Origin of the sequence: Pseudomonas juntendi (genome assembly GCF_009932375.1) — a bacterium.
Lineage (GTDB): Bacteria > Pseudomonadota > Gammaproteobacteria > Pseudomonadales > Pseudomonadaceae > Aquipseudomonas > Aquipseudomonas juntendi.
The window spans coordinates 13042-28821 of the sequence record NZ_BLJG01000097.1; the positions used below are offsets into that span (position 1 = coordinate 13042).

Annotated in this window: 6 protein-coding genes; 2 read left to right on the forward strand and 4 right to left on the reverse strand. The window is 59.8% G+C overall.

The annotated features are described in order from the left end of the window. The first annotated feature begins 55 nt into the window (after positions 1 to 55). Positions 56 to 2512 carry a hypothetical protein gene (locus GYA94_RS13855; protein WP_161892508.1) on the forward strand — a complete coding sequence of 819 codons (2457 nt, stop codon included), beginning with the start codon at positions 56 to 58 and terminating at the stop codon, positions 2510 to 2512. A gap of 50 nt (positions 2513 to 2562) precedes the next feature. Here GYA94_RS13855 and GYA94_RS13860 read toward each other — a convergent pair whose 3' ends face one another. From GYA94_RS13860 to GYA94_RS13875, 4 genes are all read right to left on the reverse strand, one after another. Further along, positions 2563 to 3987 (reverse strand): hypothetical protein, encoded by a 1425-nt coding sequence (locus GYA94_RS13860; protein WP_110679722.1) that lies wholly within the window; start codon positions 3985 to 3987, stop codon positions 2563 to 2565. Between the two features lie 52 nt (positions 3988 to 4039). Then, complete coding sequence (locus GYA94_RS13865) at positions 4040 to 6193, reverse strand: autotransporter outer membrane beta-barrel domain-containing protein (protein ID WP_110679723.1); 2154 nt, start codon at positions 6191 to 6193, stop codon at positions 4040 to 4042. A gap of 141 nt (positions 6194 to 6334) precedes the next feature. Further along, a complete protein-coding gene (locus GYA94_RS13870) occupies positions 6335 to 8323 on the reverse strand; it encodes a hypothetical protein (RefSeq protein WP_110679724.1) in 1989 nt (662 codons plus the stop codon). A gap of 357 nt (positions 8324 to 8680) precedes the next feature. Then, positions 8681 to 13726, reverse strand: a complete 5046-nt coding sequence (locus tag GYA94_RS13875; protein ID WP_161892509.1) for an RHS repeat domain-containing protein — start codon at positions 13724 to 13726, stop codon at positions 8681 to 8683. Between the two features lie 199 nt (positions 13727 to 13925). Here GYA94_RS13875 and GYA94_RS13880 point away from each other — a divergent pair, with 199 nt between their 5' ends. After that, positions 13926 to 15731, forward strand: coding sequence for a hypothetical protein (locus tag GYA94_RS13880; protein WP_161892510.1), 1806 nt, complete (start codon positions 13926 to 13928; stop codon positions 15729 to 15731). Positions 15732 to 15780: the final 49 nt, after the last annotated feature.

Sequence of the window (15780 nt, forward strand, 5' to 3'; positions counted from 1 at the left end):
GTCACTCTGACAGCAGGGCATGACTCCCTGCGCACCTATCATCAGGAGGTCTGGCATGGCCAGCAAGAGCGAACTTATCGACTGGATGGCGATGGAAAGTCGGTTACTCAAGTGGGGAATGATCGCAGCATTCGATCGCGCGACGCTCAACCGTTTTTTGCTCCAGGAATACATCCGTCGTTTTTCCGATGAATCTTACTTTCCACCGATCTGTGGGATGGTCTCTTCGGCCAGTAACGACTGGCAGTACCGATTTGAAGGTTTCGTGCTCGACACCCCGAGAGTCTCGTTCGAAACGGCAGCCCTGGACAACTCCAAGGCTGACATGACCCTGCGAGTTATCGGCGGTAACTTACTGAGTAAAAAGAAAATCAACGGCCAGTGGCAGGTTCGGGAGATCGAATGGATCGACCCGCTTCAGGGGCCGGTGCTGAAGCTGCACCTGAAGTTGTCGGATGTTCCTGGGCTTGTCAGTGATGGCGGCGAGTTGCTGTTGGACCTGAAGCACAGCAGTGATTTCACGTTGACGTTCACCGACGAGTCTTATGAGAACTCGCTGGGGGGACTTGTCTTCAAGGAGCTGTTCGAGTCTTTACCCGACGCGCAACGGCGTTTTCTGCTGGGGCGCATACAGCGGGGTGAGCACGAGCTGATGCATCCACAGTCGTTCATCATGCGTACACAGTCTGCGGGGGAGGGCAGCGAGGGGGGTGTGCTCGGCTTGGTCAGGATGGAGAACGCCCGTTATAACGGCGACGAGCCCACCCCAGGGTCTGACTTCCGGTATCTGGTAGCCGATGACCATACCGCGACGGTCATGATGGATACGCGATATTTCTCAATACCTGCATTGGCCCGTGAGCTCCCGCAAGTCATATCAGGCGGCACATCCAAGATAAACTATGGCAATCAAGGGTTTCCATCTGGGCTTGAGGTGAGCGGCGGTGTTCTACCCTTGGCTGAAACAAGTTACACCGTTCGGATGCCAGTTCCGGAAGAGTTTGGTTATCCGGATCGGTACGTCAACATCCGGTACGCAATCCACGATATAAGCGTGCCCGCTGATGGATTGAAATTCGAGGCTCGCGACGGCAGGGTCGACTGTTCATGGCCAGTCAAGCAGATTTTTAACGTGCTTATCATGGGATTTGATAATGCCTGGTTTATGATGATGTATACGTTGGCCGTTACATATGCTGCGGTGTCACGCCCTGATCTGATTGAACGATTCCTGACCCTCGTACCGGTGACCGTTGATACCACTGTAACTGGGTATTATAGCGGTCAAAAAAATTCCGCTAACCTCGTCTATACCTCTACCAGCCCTGTTTCTGGCGGTCTGCCACAAACGGTCCAAGGCCACCAGCGAGTCAGAACTCATGAACCGACTCCGCCTGATGAAGATTTAGATCGTTTCTGGGAGTTTCTTCTTACCGTTCACGATGCCATCGGTGGCTTGGTCCTGAAGGATGGTCTCATCCTGCATGAGATCGCCAAAAGCATCGAAAATGAAGCGTTGAATTTGCTCCCCATCGAGATCTCCATGAAAGAGCCCATCAGTTCTGTCCTGAAGCTGAATTTCGGGGAGGTGGTGCAGGTGTCCGACATCGTGGCTCCCTATGACGCGGTGGCATTCGGAGACATCAGTCCCGCGCGCACCCAGGTGCAGCTGAATACTTATGAGCATATCCTGGCTGCTGGAGAGTCTTATCAGTTCTCCACCGCTTCCGCGTTGGTTAGGTGGTCGGTAGAGGCAGTTCCCGGCATGGGGGAGCCGGGTTCAATCGATTCGCGTGGCCTCTATACCGCACCGGCGGCAGAACTTATAGAGGGGGCGTTCACGCGTGTACGCGTCACAGCCGCTACAACCGGTTCCCAGGCCACTGCGTTGCTGACGATCATGCGCAACGTCTTGCAAGTCAACCCCCAAGTGAAAGCAGCGAGTAACACGGAAGAAGTGGAGCTCTTGGCGAGCACGCTTTCGACCGGTGGCAAACTGAGCTGGTCGGTGACCGAGCACGCCATGGCAGGTTCCCTCGAGCCCGCCGCCGATGGCCTGTCCGCCACCTACAGGGCGTACGAGCCCAAAGATGGTGAAAAAATGCCGAGCTACGTTCTGGACGAGATCACGGTGAGTGATACCTCGGGTAATACCAGAGTTTGCCATCAGATCGCCATGCATCGTGAGCCGCTGCTCGAAGTGCAGATCCACGCCATGAATGAGGGCAGCGTTCAGCTCGAAAGCCGGTTCAATGGCGGTCCGATAACGGGTGGGCTGTGGGAGGTGATAGCGGGGCCCGGCGACGTGGATGCCACGGGGCGCTACACAGTCGATGAAACGCTCCCTGCGTCCAGATACGCGGTGGTCGGCTGCGCGGTGGATGGAGGTCCACTCGGCATCTTCGACGGCTTCATCATTCTGCCCCTGCCGTTGACGGAGCCACAGCGTGCCTTGCCTGGATCGGTCGAGGTCGTCGCAGGGCAGGGCGTGCGTAAAGTCCATTCGTTGTAAGTTCTCGCCAACCTCTGGGTGATGGCCGACCGGTCATCACCCAGGGCCGATCAGTCTACGAGCAACGGAAAGATGATCGGCATCGGCTGCCAGCTTTTCTGGCTGTCGAAACTGATCGATGCCTCAATGCGCAGGGTTTCGTCGCGCTTATAGAGCGCCAGTTTGTCCTTGTCGATCTCACCCAGTTCAATACGGCCTTGCGTGCTAACGACTGCCTTCTCGCCAACTTGGGTACGCAGATTCGAGCCATCGGCAGCGCTACGCCCGTACAGTTCGATCTTGATGAACTGGCTCGTTGCGATGAACGGCCAGATGGCCGAATGCAGGCTGGCCTTGCCAGTACCCAGGCGGGTGAGGTTGAGTATGCCGGCGTCGATCGCATCGCTCTGCGGCGTAGGCAGGTGGTCGACGTTGTCCACGGTCAGGGTGTGGGCCGGCGACTTCTCCGTTTCTCTCTCGGTGAGTTCATAGTACAGCTCTATCTGCTTGCCAATATGAATGGCTACGAACTCAGGGGGCACATGATAAAGGCGGGCATCGGGCTGCAGCGGCTGGGGCTTGTACGAACCTTCCTCGCCCGGCTTGCCCCAGAATACCTCGATGCTTTCGTTAGGGCCGATGTCGGCGCTGTCCGGTATCCGCACGGTGGCGCCCTGGGCCGCCATATTCGGGCGCAAGATGCTTCGGCTCGCCCCCCCTTCGGCTTCGACCAGCGTGGGGGCTGGCAGTACCCGGCCTCGGGGTGTGGCGCGGGCGTACAGCGATTTTGGTATGGAAAAGTGTTCCAGGTTACCGGCGCGGTCTTGAACCCCATACCAGGCCCAGCGCCCGCCCTCGCCGCTGTCGCGAATGTCGGTTCCGGAGATCCTGGCGCGCAGAGGCTGGCCTAGGTCTTGCGGGGTGAGGGTGTAACGGTCGACGACCGTGCTGGTTTTGGCGTCGGGCACCTCGCCCCAGTAAATCTTCACCACATCGCCCGGGGCGGCATCGTCGTAAGGCGCGATGCTGCCCAGCAGCAGGTCGTCATGGGCCTTGAGGTAGCGGTCACTGACGCCATCCTGGATCACTTCCTCCGGAAAGTGGATCGCGTTGTCTTGCGGCAACTCCGGTGGTGCCAGGTCGATGGTGATCGGCAGTGGCTCGCAATAAGCTGGGTTGCCGTCACCTAGCACTACTTCATAGAACACTTCATGTTCGCCATCCACCAGATGCTCGACAGGGACTTCGACGAACAGTTCTTCCTCCTCGATTGGTGCCTCCCAGGTTTTGGAGTGGACGCATTGCTTGTTCCAATACAGGTTCAGTGTTTCCGGGGCTGCAGGGGTTGGCCTGGAATTGAGCCACATGACCATTTCGACCCGCAGCGGCGCCGCCAGTGCGTTGACCGGTAACAGGTTGGGCTGACCCCCGGGAATGTTCGGCAACAGGGCCGGGATGTTGGGAAGAGGGAGTTGTGCGAGTGGCGTGGGGCGCATGGTGTTTCTCCTTGATGTTACGTGGGAGCCGTGACGCCCCCACGCGAATGCGTTACCAGCGATAGTTGACGCCCAGTGACATGCCCCAAGGCTTTTCCAGCTTGTCCCCGTTGCTGTAGTCGAACTCGGCGTGCACCTGCCAGCGCTCCGCCCAGCGAGCGGCCAGGCCTGCGCCCACTTCGCCACGGGTGCCGGCAAGGTCGTTGTGGAAGCGATTGTCGTTGACCTTTACATCGTTGCCGCGCGCGAATTCGTGCAGTGCGGCGACCTTGATATACGGCTGCAAAGTGCCGCCGCCTTCGAGGGCGATGTCACGCCCCAGCGCGCTGCCTACCTTGCCCTGCAACGAGCGGCTGCGCTGGCTGTCGGCGCGCATGCCGTTGTCGAGGGTGACTTCGCGGCCTTGCACGATCAGGCCGGCGACCTGCGCGTAGGGTTCGACGAACCAGCCATCACCCAGTTTCAGATGGCGACCGGCCTCAAGCGAAACACCTGCACCGGTGGTATCGAAGTCGCCCTTGGCTCGCTGGCCATCGCTCAGGCGTACCTCGGCCTGGTTACGGAAGCGGTTGAGTTTGCCGACCGCGTCGAAATAGTAACCGGACTGCGGGTCGACCCAGGTGGCATAAACACCCAGGTGGTAGCTGTCGACTTCGCCGGAAGCGCCGCGTGGCAGGTTCAGGTCGGATTTGCTGTAGCCCGCGGTAACGCCGGCCAGCCACTGCCCCTGGCCCAACGGCATGTCGGCACCGAACGAGATGCCTTGCTGGGTCTGCTGATACTGCGTCGTGGAACTGGACGACACGTTGTATTGGTTGCCATAGCTGCGCAGCCAGGTGCCGGCCGTATCGCCACCCCGGCGTACGTCGCCCATCCGGCTGCGCAAGGTGGCCAATTCGCCGTACCACACTGTCGGGGCGGTGTTGAACAGCCCCAGCAAGGTTTGGGTGCCTGGGCTGACGGTTCTTGTGCTGGTGTCGAGGAACCAGTCGTTGTCGCGCTGGACCAGGTCGTAGGAGTAAGCGCCCAGGTCGACCGGCCCGCCGACCAGCGAGAAACGTGCATCACCCGAGCCGGTATGCACCAGGTGCATCTGGCTCTCGGCTTGCGGCTCGGTACCGCTGCTGCTGACCAGCAAACCATGGTCACCGGTAGCCTGGCCGGTAATGTTGAGGTAGTCATGTTGCAAGGTGTTGAAGTCCACAGCCATGACGAAGGTGCCGTTACCCTCCAGGCTGTCGGCGGTAAGGGTATGGAATTGGCCGTCCGCTTCGCCGAAGCGGATGCTGCCACCGTTCATCGACAAGGCGCCGATCTGGCTGTCTTCGACCAGCGTCCAGCTGGCGAGGCTGTCGATGGCTACCCGTTCGATGTTATCCAGGCGCCCACGCAGGGTCGCTCGGTTTTCCAGGGTCAGGCTGGCGTGCCCGTCGGGCTGCGCGACGATGTCACCTACCAGGTCGCTGGCGTTGACGCGTACGTTGGCGGTGGCATTGTCGCCGATGTCGATCAGTGCTTGGCCAGCACCGGCGCTGAGGGTCGAACCATTGAGTATGGCGATTTGTGCATCGGCGGGCGCGCCACCCTGGCCCACGCGGATGGCCGGCCCGGCTTGGCCGCTTGCCTGACTGGCGTCCAGCACCACGGAATTGGACGTACCGGTTGGCGTCGAACGTATCAATATCCCTTCGTTGACGCCTGAAATCACGCTGCCTTGACTGGCGCGCAGCGTGCCGTCGAGCACCACCAGGCCTGACGATGTGGCCGCGGTTGCACTGACCTGGGTGCGCGTGAGTTCCAGGGTGCTGGCATTGACCGTGGCGCCGCGCAAGGCACCGGTGATCTGGCTGTCGAACACTTGCGCCTGGCTACCCTCATTCATCAGCAAGCCTTGGTTGCTCTGGCTGCTGATCTGCGAACGGTTGACCACCGCAGAAGCGCCCAGCAACCGCAGGCCCGCGGCATTGGCGGCGACGGTGCTGTCGTTGAGCGCTACGCGAGTACCTGGTTCGGCGATGATTTCGTTGGTGGTGGCACCGTTGGCGGTGAGGCTGCCATCGATCACTTGCCAGCTCTGGCGGGGGGTGCTGGCGTCGATGGCTTGGTCGTCGAAAACAGGGGCTGCATCGGTCACTGAGCTGAACGGTAGCAGGAGAAAGCCGCTCAGCCCCAGGAGTGGGGCCGTGCGGGTACGATGGATTCGCATGAGTTATTTCCCTCAGGTCTAGGACGCAACTAAAGGTCTACGAAAAGGAAAACTGTATTCAGATTGGTCTCTAGGTTATGTAGGAAAAGTCACCAGTTGCCTGAGTGGTCATCGCTCTCGCGGACAGGAGAGCGATTCCGGTCAGGCCCCAGAAGGTATTTCGCACGAGCCACCACCATTGAAAATACTCACCGATATCTCAGCGGATAAGGCATTGATCGTTTCCGCTCCGCCGCTGATTTCATAGTCGACCCGTCCGCGCCCCCTGTTGGCGCCATCGTAGATAGGGTAGATTTTTTCGTCGTAAGGTTTTATTTCCCATCTCCCGCCGGTAGTGGGCAGGTCGGTGCCGATGGTCAGGTTCTGGAACAACTCAGCCACTTGCGTATCACCGCTTTCCCCCTTCAGCGCGGTCCAGGTGATCTTCAGCACATGGCCGGCCGAGACGCCAAGGTTTGTCAGGTCCGGGATTGTGACGAGGAACGCGGGCTCTTTGCTCCCATCATTTGGGTCCCAGAGGGAATTGCAATTCAACACCTCCGTGCCATCAGCGCGCTTGAAGGTACGCTCGAACTTCACCGCAGGTGCCCGCAGCACCACGGCATTCGCGTTCACCAAGGTGGCGAGAGAGTGCTCTTCGTTGGTTTCTCCGGGGGCGGTGATGCCGTAGTGCACCGGCAATTGCGGATCGTTACGTGCGTTATAGATATATTCCCATGGGATTTCGGCCGTCAGTTCAGCGGGCTCCTCGGTGTCGATGGTCAGATCGGCTTCCGGAACGTGTTCGCCTTTCCAGTAGAATTGAATCCGCTCGCCGTCCTTGGCCCCTGTGTAGCGAATCAGGGTGATGAGGGCAGGCTGGTTTTCATCTTCACGCGTGAGCGTATTGGCCTGGTCGGATGTCTTGCCGCGAACCTCTAGCGTGGGCAGGTTGGCGTTTCCGCCTGGCCAGTCCGGATCCGGATCAGGGCGCACAGGGCCTATGACCGAAAAGTCGACATCAACCTCCGTGTCCAGTGTTCCCTGTGACATCGTTCCCCTGAACAGCTCATAGGAGACCCGCGTACTTTGGCGGTCGGGTGCGTCGGTGTACTCAGCCTTCAAGGCTGCGGCAGGCACGCGCACCTCGAGGGGGAAGTGCGGGCTGGAGCCGATCTGCTCCCTGGGAAGCGGGGTGTTGCCCCAGCTCACGATGAGGGTGTCCGTGCTTTTCCAGTTCTCGAAGGCGGGAATTTCCACCAGCACCCCAGTTCGGGCATCCTCCAGATCCACCAAATTGTCGGGAGCGGCCAGTGGCACCACCGGGTCGCCCATACCGCTGGGCAGGGTGCCGAGCGCGACGTCCAGGGCAGTGTAAGTGGAAATGCGGCTGGCATTGCCCGCGATGTCTATCAGTACGTAGACCACATAGCAGCCACCGTCGCCATAGGTGCGCACGTCATCTTCACTGATGGTGATCTGCCTGTTGGCAGGTACGTCGATGAGGAGGATTGGGTCAGGGAGATCGTCTGAGCTATCCGGGGGGAGCTCATTGAAATAATAGACGGCAACCTTGTCGTTGCTCTTGCTGTCCTCATACTCGGGTATGGTACCCGTCACACCTTGCGGGTTTTGTTTCAGGTAGGCATCGGTGATGGGGGCGGCGGGCAGGACCAGCTTTTCAGGATACTGGTGGCCCCAAGGCGGTGTGCGGTCCACGCGCAGTGGCCGGGGGGCGGAGTCGATCGAATTGCCGTCGGCGTTCATCTGTTTGTAAAAAAGATCGAAGGCCCCCTCTTGCTCTAGATGCGCCTGGTCCATTGGCACATTCAGTGGGAATGTTGTGCTCTCGTCGACCGGGATCGATTCGCTCACAGCAATGCTTTCGTTGCTGCCATGCCTCTTGATATACAGTTGTACGGTGTCACCTTCGGCGATATTCGGCCATTCTGGGATGCCTACATCGAGGTCTTGATCGATCAGTCTCACATCCAGAGTGCCGTCGCCAGGGTCGACAATTGCCGCGACGGTTGGCTCAGCGAGGGCGTTAAAGGGCAGGCTGGCCAGGCGCTTGATCCGTTGCGCCTGGTACTGACGGCGGGCTTCGTCGGCGAGCTGTCGGGTGGGGTGGCGTGAGTCTTTACTGTTCATCCGTAAACTCCTTTGCAGGGTGCGAAGCACACAGGTGTCAGGTGAATTCGGCTCCTGGCATGCCAGGGGGCGCTGACGTTACGTTAGCGCCCGTTCAGGCCATCGGACTACTGTTAAAAATGCTAGGCATGTCCCGACCTGAATAAGGTTTACTTCCTCATTCATCAGAGCTACTGCGAAGCAAACCAGATGACCTGGCGCAGGCGAGAAAGATGGTTGATGAGGCGGTGCAGATGTCCAACGCAGAGCAGCCTCACTCCGGAAATTCGGGATGGGAGGTGTAAACCTTATTCAGGACGGGACAGTGAAAACCAAAACGCCCGATGCGGTGCATCGGGCATTTTTAGGCCGATCGGCCTACGGGAACAGACCCCTACCGTAGTGAACTTGTTGCCACTTGTACCGAATTTCCGAGGCCCTTGATTTAGTCACCTCAATCCACCCTTTAGGGGAGTCGTACCAGATTTGCCCGTACGAGTAAGTAAGCGGGACTTTGTCGAACTGCGCGAGATGAACACTTGACAGGGAACTGGACCGTGACGTTCTTGCAATCGCGGAAGAAGTTGCTGGCGAGCTCGGTGGAATGGTATTTTCGAGCTGATTCATTTCCGCGACGGCTGCTATCGATGAAGTTCGGCTGCTTGCCCCACTTGTTTGCGCATTTAGGCTGGCAGGTGAGATATACGAGGCTCGTGTTGACGTTGAAGCGCGGGGCGAGGTGGGGAGCACGGCGTCGTCAATTACCGGAGAAGCGCCCGTCGTGGAGTTGCTTCTTGATATTGATGAGCTCGATGACCGCGCCGCCGGCGACCCAGACTGTCTCCTGAATGACCTGAAAAGACTGGCCATTTTTGTAAACGCCGTGTACATGAATGACAGGACCGTCATTGCTACGTTGATCCCGAAAGCGATCGCGTTCGCTTTCTCGTCCTGCTTGATGGTGGCGTAGATTTGCATACCATACGAGATGACGGCGCCGGCAGCGATGATGGTCAGCACCGTGGCCTTGGCGATCGTTCCCGCGGTGACGCTGGCGGCTGCTACCAGTGCACTGATCGAGCTCCCTGCGGTAAACACCGCTGCGAGGGTGGCAATCAGCCCGACGCCCAGCATCAACCATCCTTCCCAGTTCCCACCGCCGCCACCGTGGGTGGCCACCTCGTCCTCGACCGGGGAGCGCAGCCGGCCGGTGCTGCCCACACCCTCGTGCCCACTGGGATCGCGGAAATTCACCGGGTCGTTGCGGCAGTAGCTGTAGGGGTTGATATCGCCGCCATCGAACACAGTCAGGCTGTCGGGGCTATGGAAGCGCCGGATACGTTCGTTGTAGACCCGATAGCCCCGCCCGAGCAGGTACCAGCCCAGTGCAGTCGTGGCCAGCTCGCCGTTGAAACGCAACAGGCCTTTGGCGGCGGCCTGTTCGCTTTCCGGCAGGCTGCCGTAAGCGCCATAGCTGAGCTTGCGCAACTCGCCCAGGTGATACTCGGCGATCACGCTGTGGCTGGCGTTGGTCTGCAACAGCAGCGTCTGGCCAGGTTCGCCACACGCCTGCTGGGCCAACGGCCCTTCGCCGTTGTATAGCACTCGTTGCGCCTGCGCGTTACCTATGGCCAGGCTCAGCCGATACCCTTCGAAAAACACCTGTGTGGCTTGTTGACCGGTGGCCTGGACCGCATGAAGGTCACCGTTACCGTCATAATGGTATTTGGTGAGTACCTGGCTGGAGGCGTCGGTCACTGACAGCAAACGGCTCTGGGTATCGTAGCAAAGCCGCCGCCCGGCTTCGTCGTTGAGCAGGTTGCCGTTGGCGTCGTACTCGAATGGCGGTATGGGAAGGCCCGGCCGTGCGGGCAGATGCTGGATGCTGGCAAGCTTGCAGGGGTCGTCTTCCCGGGGGGTGTAGAGGGTACGGTATCTCGTTCCTTCGATGGTAGTCGTGACCATTTTGATATTGTCGAAACCGTCGTAGAGGAAGATCTCTTGACTGATCGGTCGGCCAAGTTCGTCCCGGGGTAATTCGCTGCCAGTGCAGCTGTAGGTGCTCAGGCGAGCTCGGCTGTCGTAGGCGAACGTTTCACCCAGCAGCAGCGTGCCCTCTTCGGTCAGCGTGCGGCTTTTCAGGCGTTCACCTGGGTACCAGGTCTGTTCCAGGGTTCGCGTTGGTTGGCCGGTGACCCTGGTGGTACGGCTGGTCTCGCGGTCGTGGTCATCGTAGCCATGGGTGGTGACCTGCTCACTGCCACTGGCCAGATCGGAAGTGGTGACGTGCTCGAGCCGGCCGAGGGTATCGTAACGGTAAGTGACCGTTACCTGTTCGCAGGTCATGCTGCTCACCCTTCCGGCGGCGTCATAGGTATAGCGTGTGGGGGTGCGCGTCTGGTCCTCGCGCAGGTGGATACGCCCGTGCAGCGATGGCTGGTAACGAGTGGTCCAGGTGACCTGGTCCTTGCCTGTCCACTGCTCGCGGATCAAATGGCCAAAGCTGTCGTACTCGTACTGGCGCTCGCCCTCTTCGCTGGTGGCGCGTTCCAGTTGGGCGTTGCGTGGGTCGTAGCCGTAGCTGCAGGTTTGGTCGGGGGCCACACTGGCGACCGGCGCGCCGGTCAGGTTGAGCAGGTAGCTCAGTTCGATCTTCGCGCCGGCAGGTGTGGTGTAGCTTGCCGGTCGGTTGCGTCCGCCTTGGTAGTGGTAACGATGGCTCTGTTTGCCCACGTCGGTACGCGTGCGGCGATGCAGGCTATCGAACGCTTGAGAACCCAGTATCGCACGTTGGTTACGGTCCCCCTCGGGTATCAGGGCAACCTCGGTGAGCAGCGCGGCTTCAGCGTGGGCGGCGTAGCCATGCTCGAGGACCGTCCTATCCGGCAGGCTGGTGCTGCTTAGCCGCCCTAGTGCATCATAGGTGAAGCTTTGGGTGTCGCCATGTTCATCGGTTTGGCGGTCGATGCGTCCAAGGCCATCGTAGGTGAAGTTACGTGTCCACAATAGTTTGCCGCTGGCGTCCAGCGTGCGCAGCTGGTCCGGGGCCTGGAACCTGTTCATCGAAGCTTCGGTCATTGCGTTGATGCGATCGCCGCTGCTGCGCCAACTGCGAATCACCATGCCTTCGCGGGTCGGCTTGGCTTGTTCGTGGTGAATGACGCCGTCGGGGGTCGTGGTGCGATGGCACTGCCCCCAGTCGTCGTATTCGAAGCGGGTGACAAGCGGCTGCGGATTGTTCTGGTACCAGTCATGCTCGGTGCGTTCGATGGTTTGACCTAGCGCGTCATAGCGTACTTCCAGGGTTTCGTGCAGGCGCTGGGGGACGTCTTTGTCGATGTGGTCTCGGGCCTCGCCGATCACTCGTCCGAACCCGTCGACATACGTGCGGGTGGTGACCCCGCCGACAGAAGTCGAGGATGTGCCAGGGGCCTCGCCCATATCCGTACAATGCAGATAGTACTGCCAGGTGTTCTCGGCACGGTGTTGCGGGTCCTCGGGGGCGAGAATCTCGCGTAGCGGGCGCCCAAGGGCATCGTACTCATAGAGTACTTGAACCCCTTCGGCGTCCTCGCGCAGTACCACGTCCCCGGTGAACGCCGACTCCTGAACCAGGCTCGTCGATACGCTGCCGTCCCACCCGCTGAAAGTTTCCTGAGTCTGTACCACCGGTACATTGGCCAGTGTCTGGTCGGCACCCAGCTGGCTGAATGCATGCGTCACCACGGTAGGCAGGAAGTCGCGGGTGGTCACTTTCATCACCACCCGCCCATGCAGGAACGGTATGTCGATATCGTTGACATAGGTGTACTCATGCCGGGTCAGCTCGACTTCCTGTTGATTGTCCAGCTGCAGCGTTCGCTCTTGCGTCACGGTATGCCAGTCGGCCAGGTCGGCTCGCTCAGGGTCTCTCAGTGCCGGCAGGGTCCTGTAGTCGAAACGCTTGACCAGCGTTGCGGCATTTCCTGGCCCGGCTACGGGTATCGTCACCTGTCGCTTCAGGTAGCTCACGAAACCTTCAGGATGGGGGGGGCAGACACCCTCTTCGCCGTCTTCGCCCTCGGCAGGATAGTACTCGCTGATTTCCTGCACCCCGTCGCGCCGAGTGAGGGTCCTGAGGTTCCCTTGGTGGTCGTACGTGCGGGATTCCTTCTCATGGTAAACCTCGCTCGAAGCGCTCGTCAGCCACCAGGAATATTGCGTTTCGATGGGCAATTGGCAGGTGGCCGGCTGCTGATCGAAGTCGGTATCGTCGTGCAGGTTGTAGCTGATGGTCTGGCGTGCCACCGCCTCGCCCTGGCTTGTTTGCTCCAGCACCAGCAGGTGGTAACGGTTGTAATGTCGGTTGATCGAGCGCAGCGCACGTGGCGAGCCGTTACCGTCGTTTGTCCAGTACGTCTCGATGGTGCCGTACCGGTAATCGCCTCTGTGCTGGTAGAGGTAGTCCAGGCCATCGTCGAGCCAGCTGTAGTTCAATTCATAGCCCAGGAAGTTGCGGGCGTCCGGACGCTGCGCATCCATGCAGTATTGGTAGCGGATGTCGACAGGGTCGCCGTCAGCGGTAGGGTGCCGCAGGTGCCGGGTGACCCTGGGTAATGTGGGCCGGTTGGCACTGGTGGGGAAATGATGCCCACCGTCGGCGTACTCCAGCCGTTCCACACCGCCCATGGGCGTACGCATTTCCACGACACACCACATGTCCCTGATTTTTCGGTAGTCGAAGGCCCAGGTAGCCTTCTCGTCAGTAGGTAGCTCGAAGCGTTCGAGCTTGCCTTCGGCATCGAGGTGCAGAGTGTAGGAGGGGCCTGGCTGGTCGCTGATGTCGGGGTTGAACGACAGGACCACGCTGTTGCGGCCTGGGGCCCGTTCTATCCGTAACAGCGTCTCGCCGTCGCTCTGATGAACGCGTGACAGGTAGGGATGGCCGCCGTAGGTGTCGTAGTCGAGGTTCAGCCGCTGGCCCTGTGGGGTACAGATTTGCACCGGCACGGCAGTACGGAATTCGCCGCTGCCGCGCTCTTCCAGGAACTCCACCTCACCGCTGCGGTGCACCAGGCGAAAAACCGCTGCGCTGTCGCGATAGAAGTGAAAACTTTCGAGCTTCTGCTGGCCCACGGTCATGCGCCCGAGCTGTGTCGGGTCGCTGATGATCTTGAAGTTTTCGCCGCTGTTGGTAGTGAGCAGCCCCTTGCTTTGGCGAAACTGCGACAGGGGTATATCCCAGCCCAGCCCGTAGCCAGCGTCAATGGGGGTCAAGGCATTGTAGGCGAGCGCGATGTCCAGCGCCGGCCCTCGCCGATCATGCGCTTGGACGGTAGGCAGTTTCAGGTTCACGGTGAACTGACCGGTGCGTGGGTCGACACTGGTTTGCAGTTGTTCGATGAAATTACTGGCATTGCTGCGCACTTTGGAATTGAGCGTCATTGTGCTGACCTCGTAACAGGGGTACTGGGTCAGGCACCGGTCACGGTAGAAGCCGGGCCTGTTTGTCGCAGACCTTAGCAGCGTGATCCAGGTGTGCCACCTAGCATATTTGCCAGTTTCCCCGTGGGTGGGGCAGGGGTAAAAAAGGTTCCATTGCGAGCTTCTGAGACCTCAGTAGCGCTCATCGATGGAGTTCCCCATGCCGTTTTTACCGATGCCTGATGTTCCGGCACTCGATGCCAACAACAGCCTCGATGCCGATGCATTGGGTGAAATGCTCGACACACTGATCTGCTATCCGGGCATTGTCGAAGGTGACAAGCTCGATATCGATCTTCGCGGCTGTGCAGCCGACGGCAGCCCTTCGGATCACCTTCAAGTGCAATTGGCTGTAGATGAGTTGGATGACCAAGGGTGCTATCACTGCCTCATCCCGGCAGGGAGGTTCAGTGGCCTGAAAGGCGGGTGGGTGTTCTACGCTTACGCTGCGTATACCCGGGTAGGCACCCCGCGCGAAACCTGTGAAGCGTCATTGCGGCGGTTTTTCTATGTCAACCGTGAATTACCGGCACAGGGCGGCATACCGGTAGCGCAGCTCATGGAGTCGCATGACTTGACCGTGGTGGTCGATGATCTGGGCGGCCAGGATGCGCACCTTCTGCTGTTGCCCTATCAGGCAATGAGTGAAGGGGACCAGCTCACGTGCTCGTGGTCGCTTGTCTTCCCCGACAATGATTCAGAAGTCCAGAAAGGGACCATTGGCCACACGGTGGGGCCTGACGACATAGACCGTGTAGTCAGCTTGCTATTCCCCCATTCGATCCTCGCGACCGGGATCGGCCTGGCCTTGAAGGTTTGCTACCGCATCGCTTATGTGGGGAACAATCGCTTCAGCGATTCGCCCATGCAAACGCTGCTAGTAGAGAGCAGCGACCCTGGCCTGCCGGACTTGCTGCCCCCGCCACGGGTGCGCGACGTTCCCCCTGGTGCCGACGGCACGGTGATCATCGACCCCGATGCTTACCCTGAAGGTATCACCCTCGAGTTCGCAGCCTATGATGGCATGTCCGACAGAGATGGCGTGGTTCTGCTTCTGCAGTACGCCTCGGGGACCAGCGAGGCGCTCGGCATGCGGCTGGACCTTACGTCAGTGGACAGCCAGTTCTTTGCATTCAGTCTCGATGGGCAGTGGGTGCGTGACCATCGTGGCGACAAGGTGGTGCTCTCATACCAGTGCGCACGGGGTGGCTACGATAGCCGCTCGCAGGACCTGATCATCGACATCAGGACCCAACTGAAATTGCCCACTCCAAGCGTGGAAGACGCCGTGCCTGGCGACGACGGCGGAGAGTACGACGGCTCTATCGACGGCTGGAATTCGCTGAATTTCGGTTCGGCCATCTTGATACCTGACCTTTCAGACCTGCCGGTCGGAGCCGAACTCAGTGCTCACTGGCGGGGGTTCACCGAGGCGGGTTCGCGAAGCTTTCTGCTAGCGAGAGGCCAGAGGCGCTGCCCTGTCCCAGCCGACCTGATACTGCCGAATCTTGACCGGGTCGTAGAGGTTTCTTGCTCGGTCAGCTTGGGGGCGGAACACCTGGGCAGTTCCGACGCCTATCGGCTTCACGTTGCGGACACCGTCAAAGAGCGCCTCCCAAGCATCCAGTGCCAACCGGTCGAGAACGGCATTGTGTCGCTGGCGAAGGTGCCAGACAAGGGGCTGGAGCTAAGTGTTCCCTACTGGAAAGGCATGGCTGTCGATCAACTGGTCACCCTTGAAGTTCACGGACTCGTCGGTAGCGCCTCCAAAACCTTCTACCCGCGCTGCAAGGTGGCCGTCAGCGACGAGGAGGAAATGGCTGGGGAAATCGTTGCCCAGTTCGAAAAGGCCCAACTGAGTGAGTTGGCATTGAACCAGAGTTTCCAGGTTCGGGGCAGTGTGAGCTTCGACGAGGGCGCTTCTTTCAAACCGTTCAAAGCGCTAGCCCTGACCCTGATGTCGTAGCGGCTTCGATATGGCAGGCAGGGTGTCGTCCCTGATCGCCATCAGATCC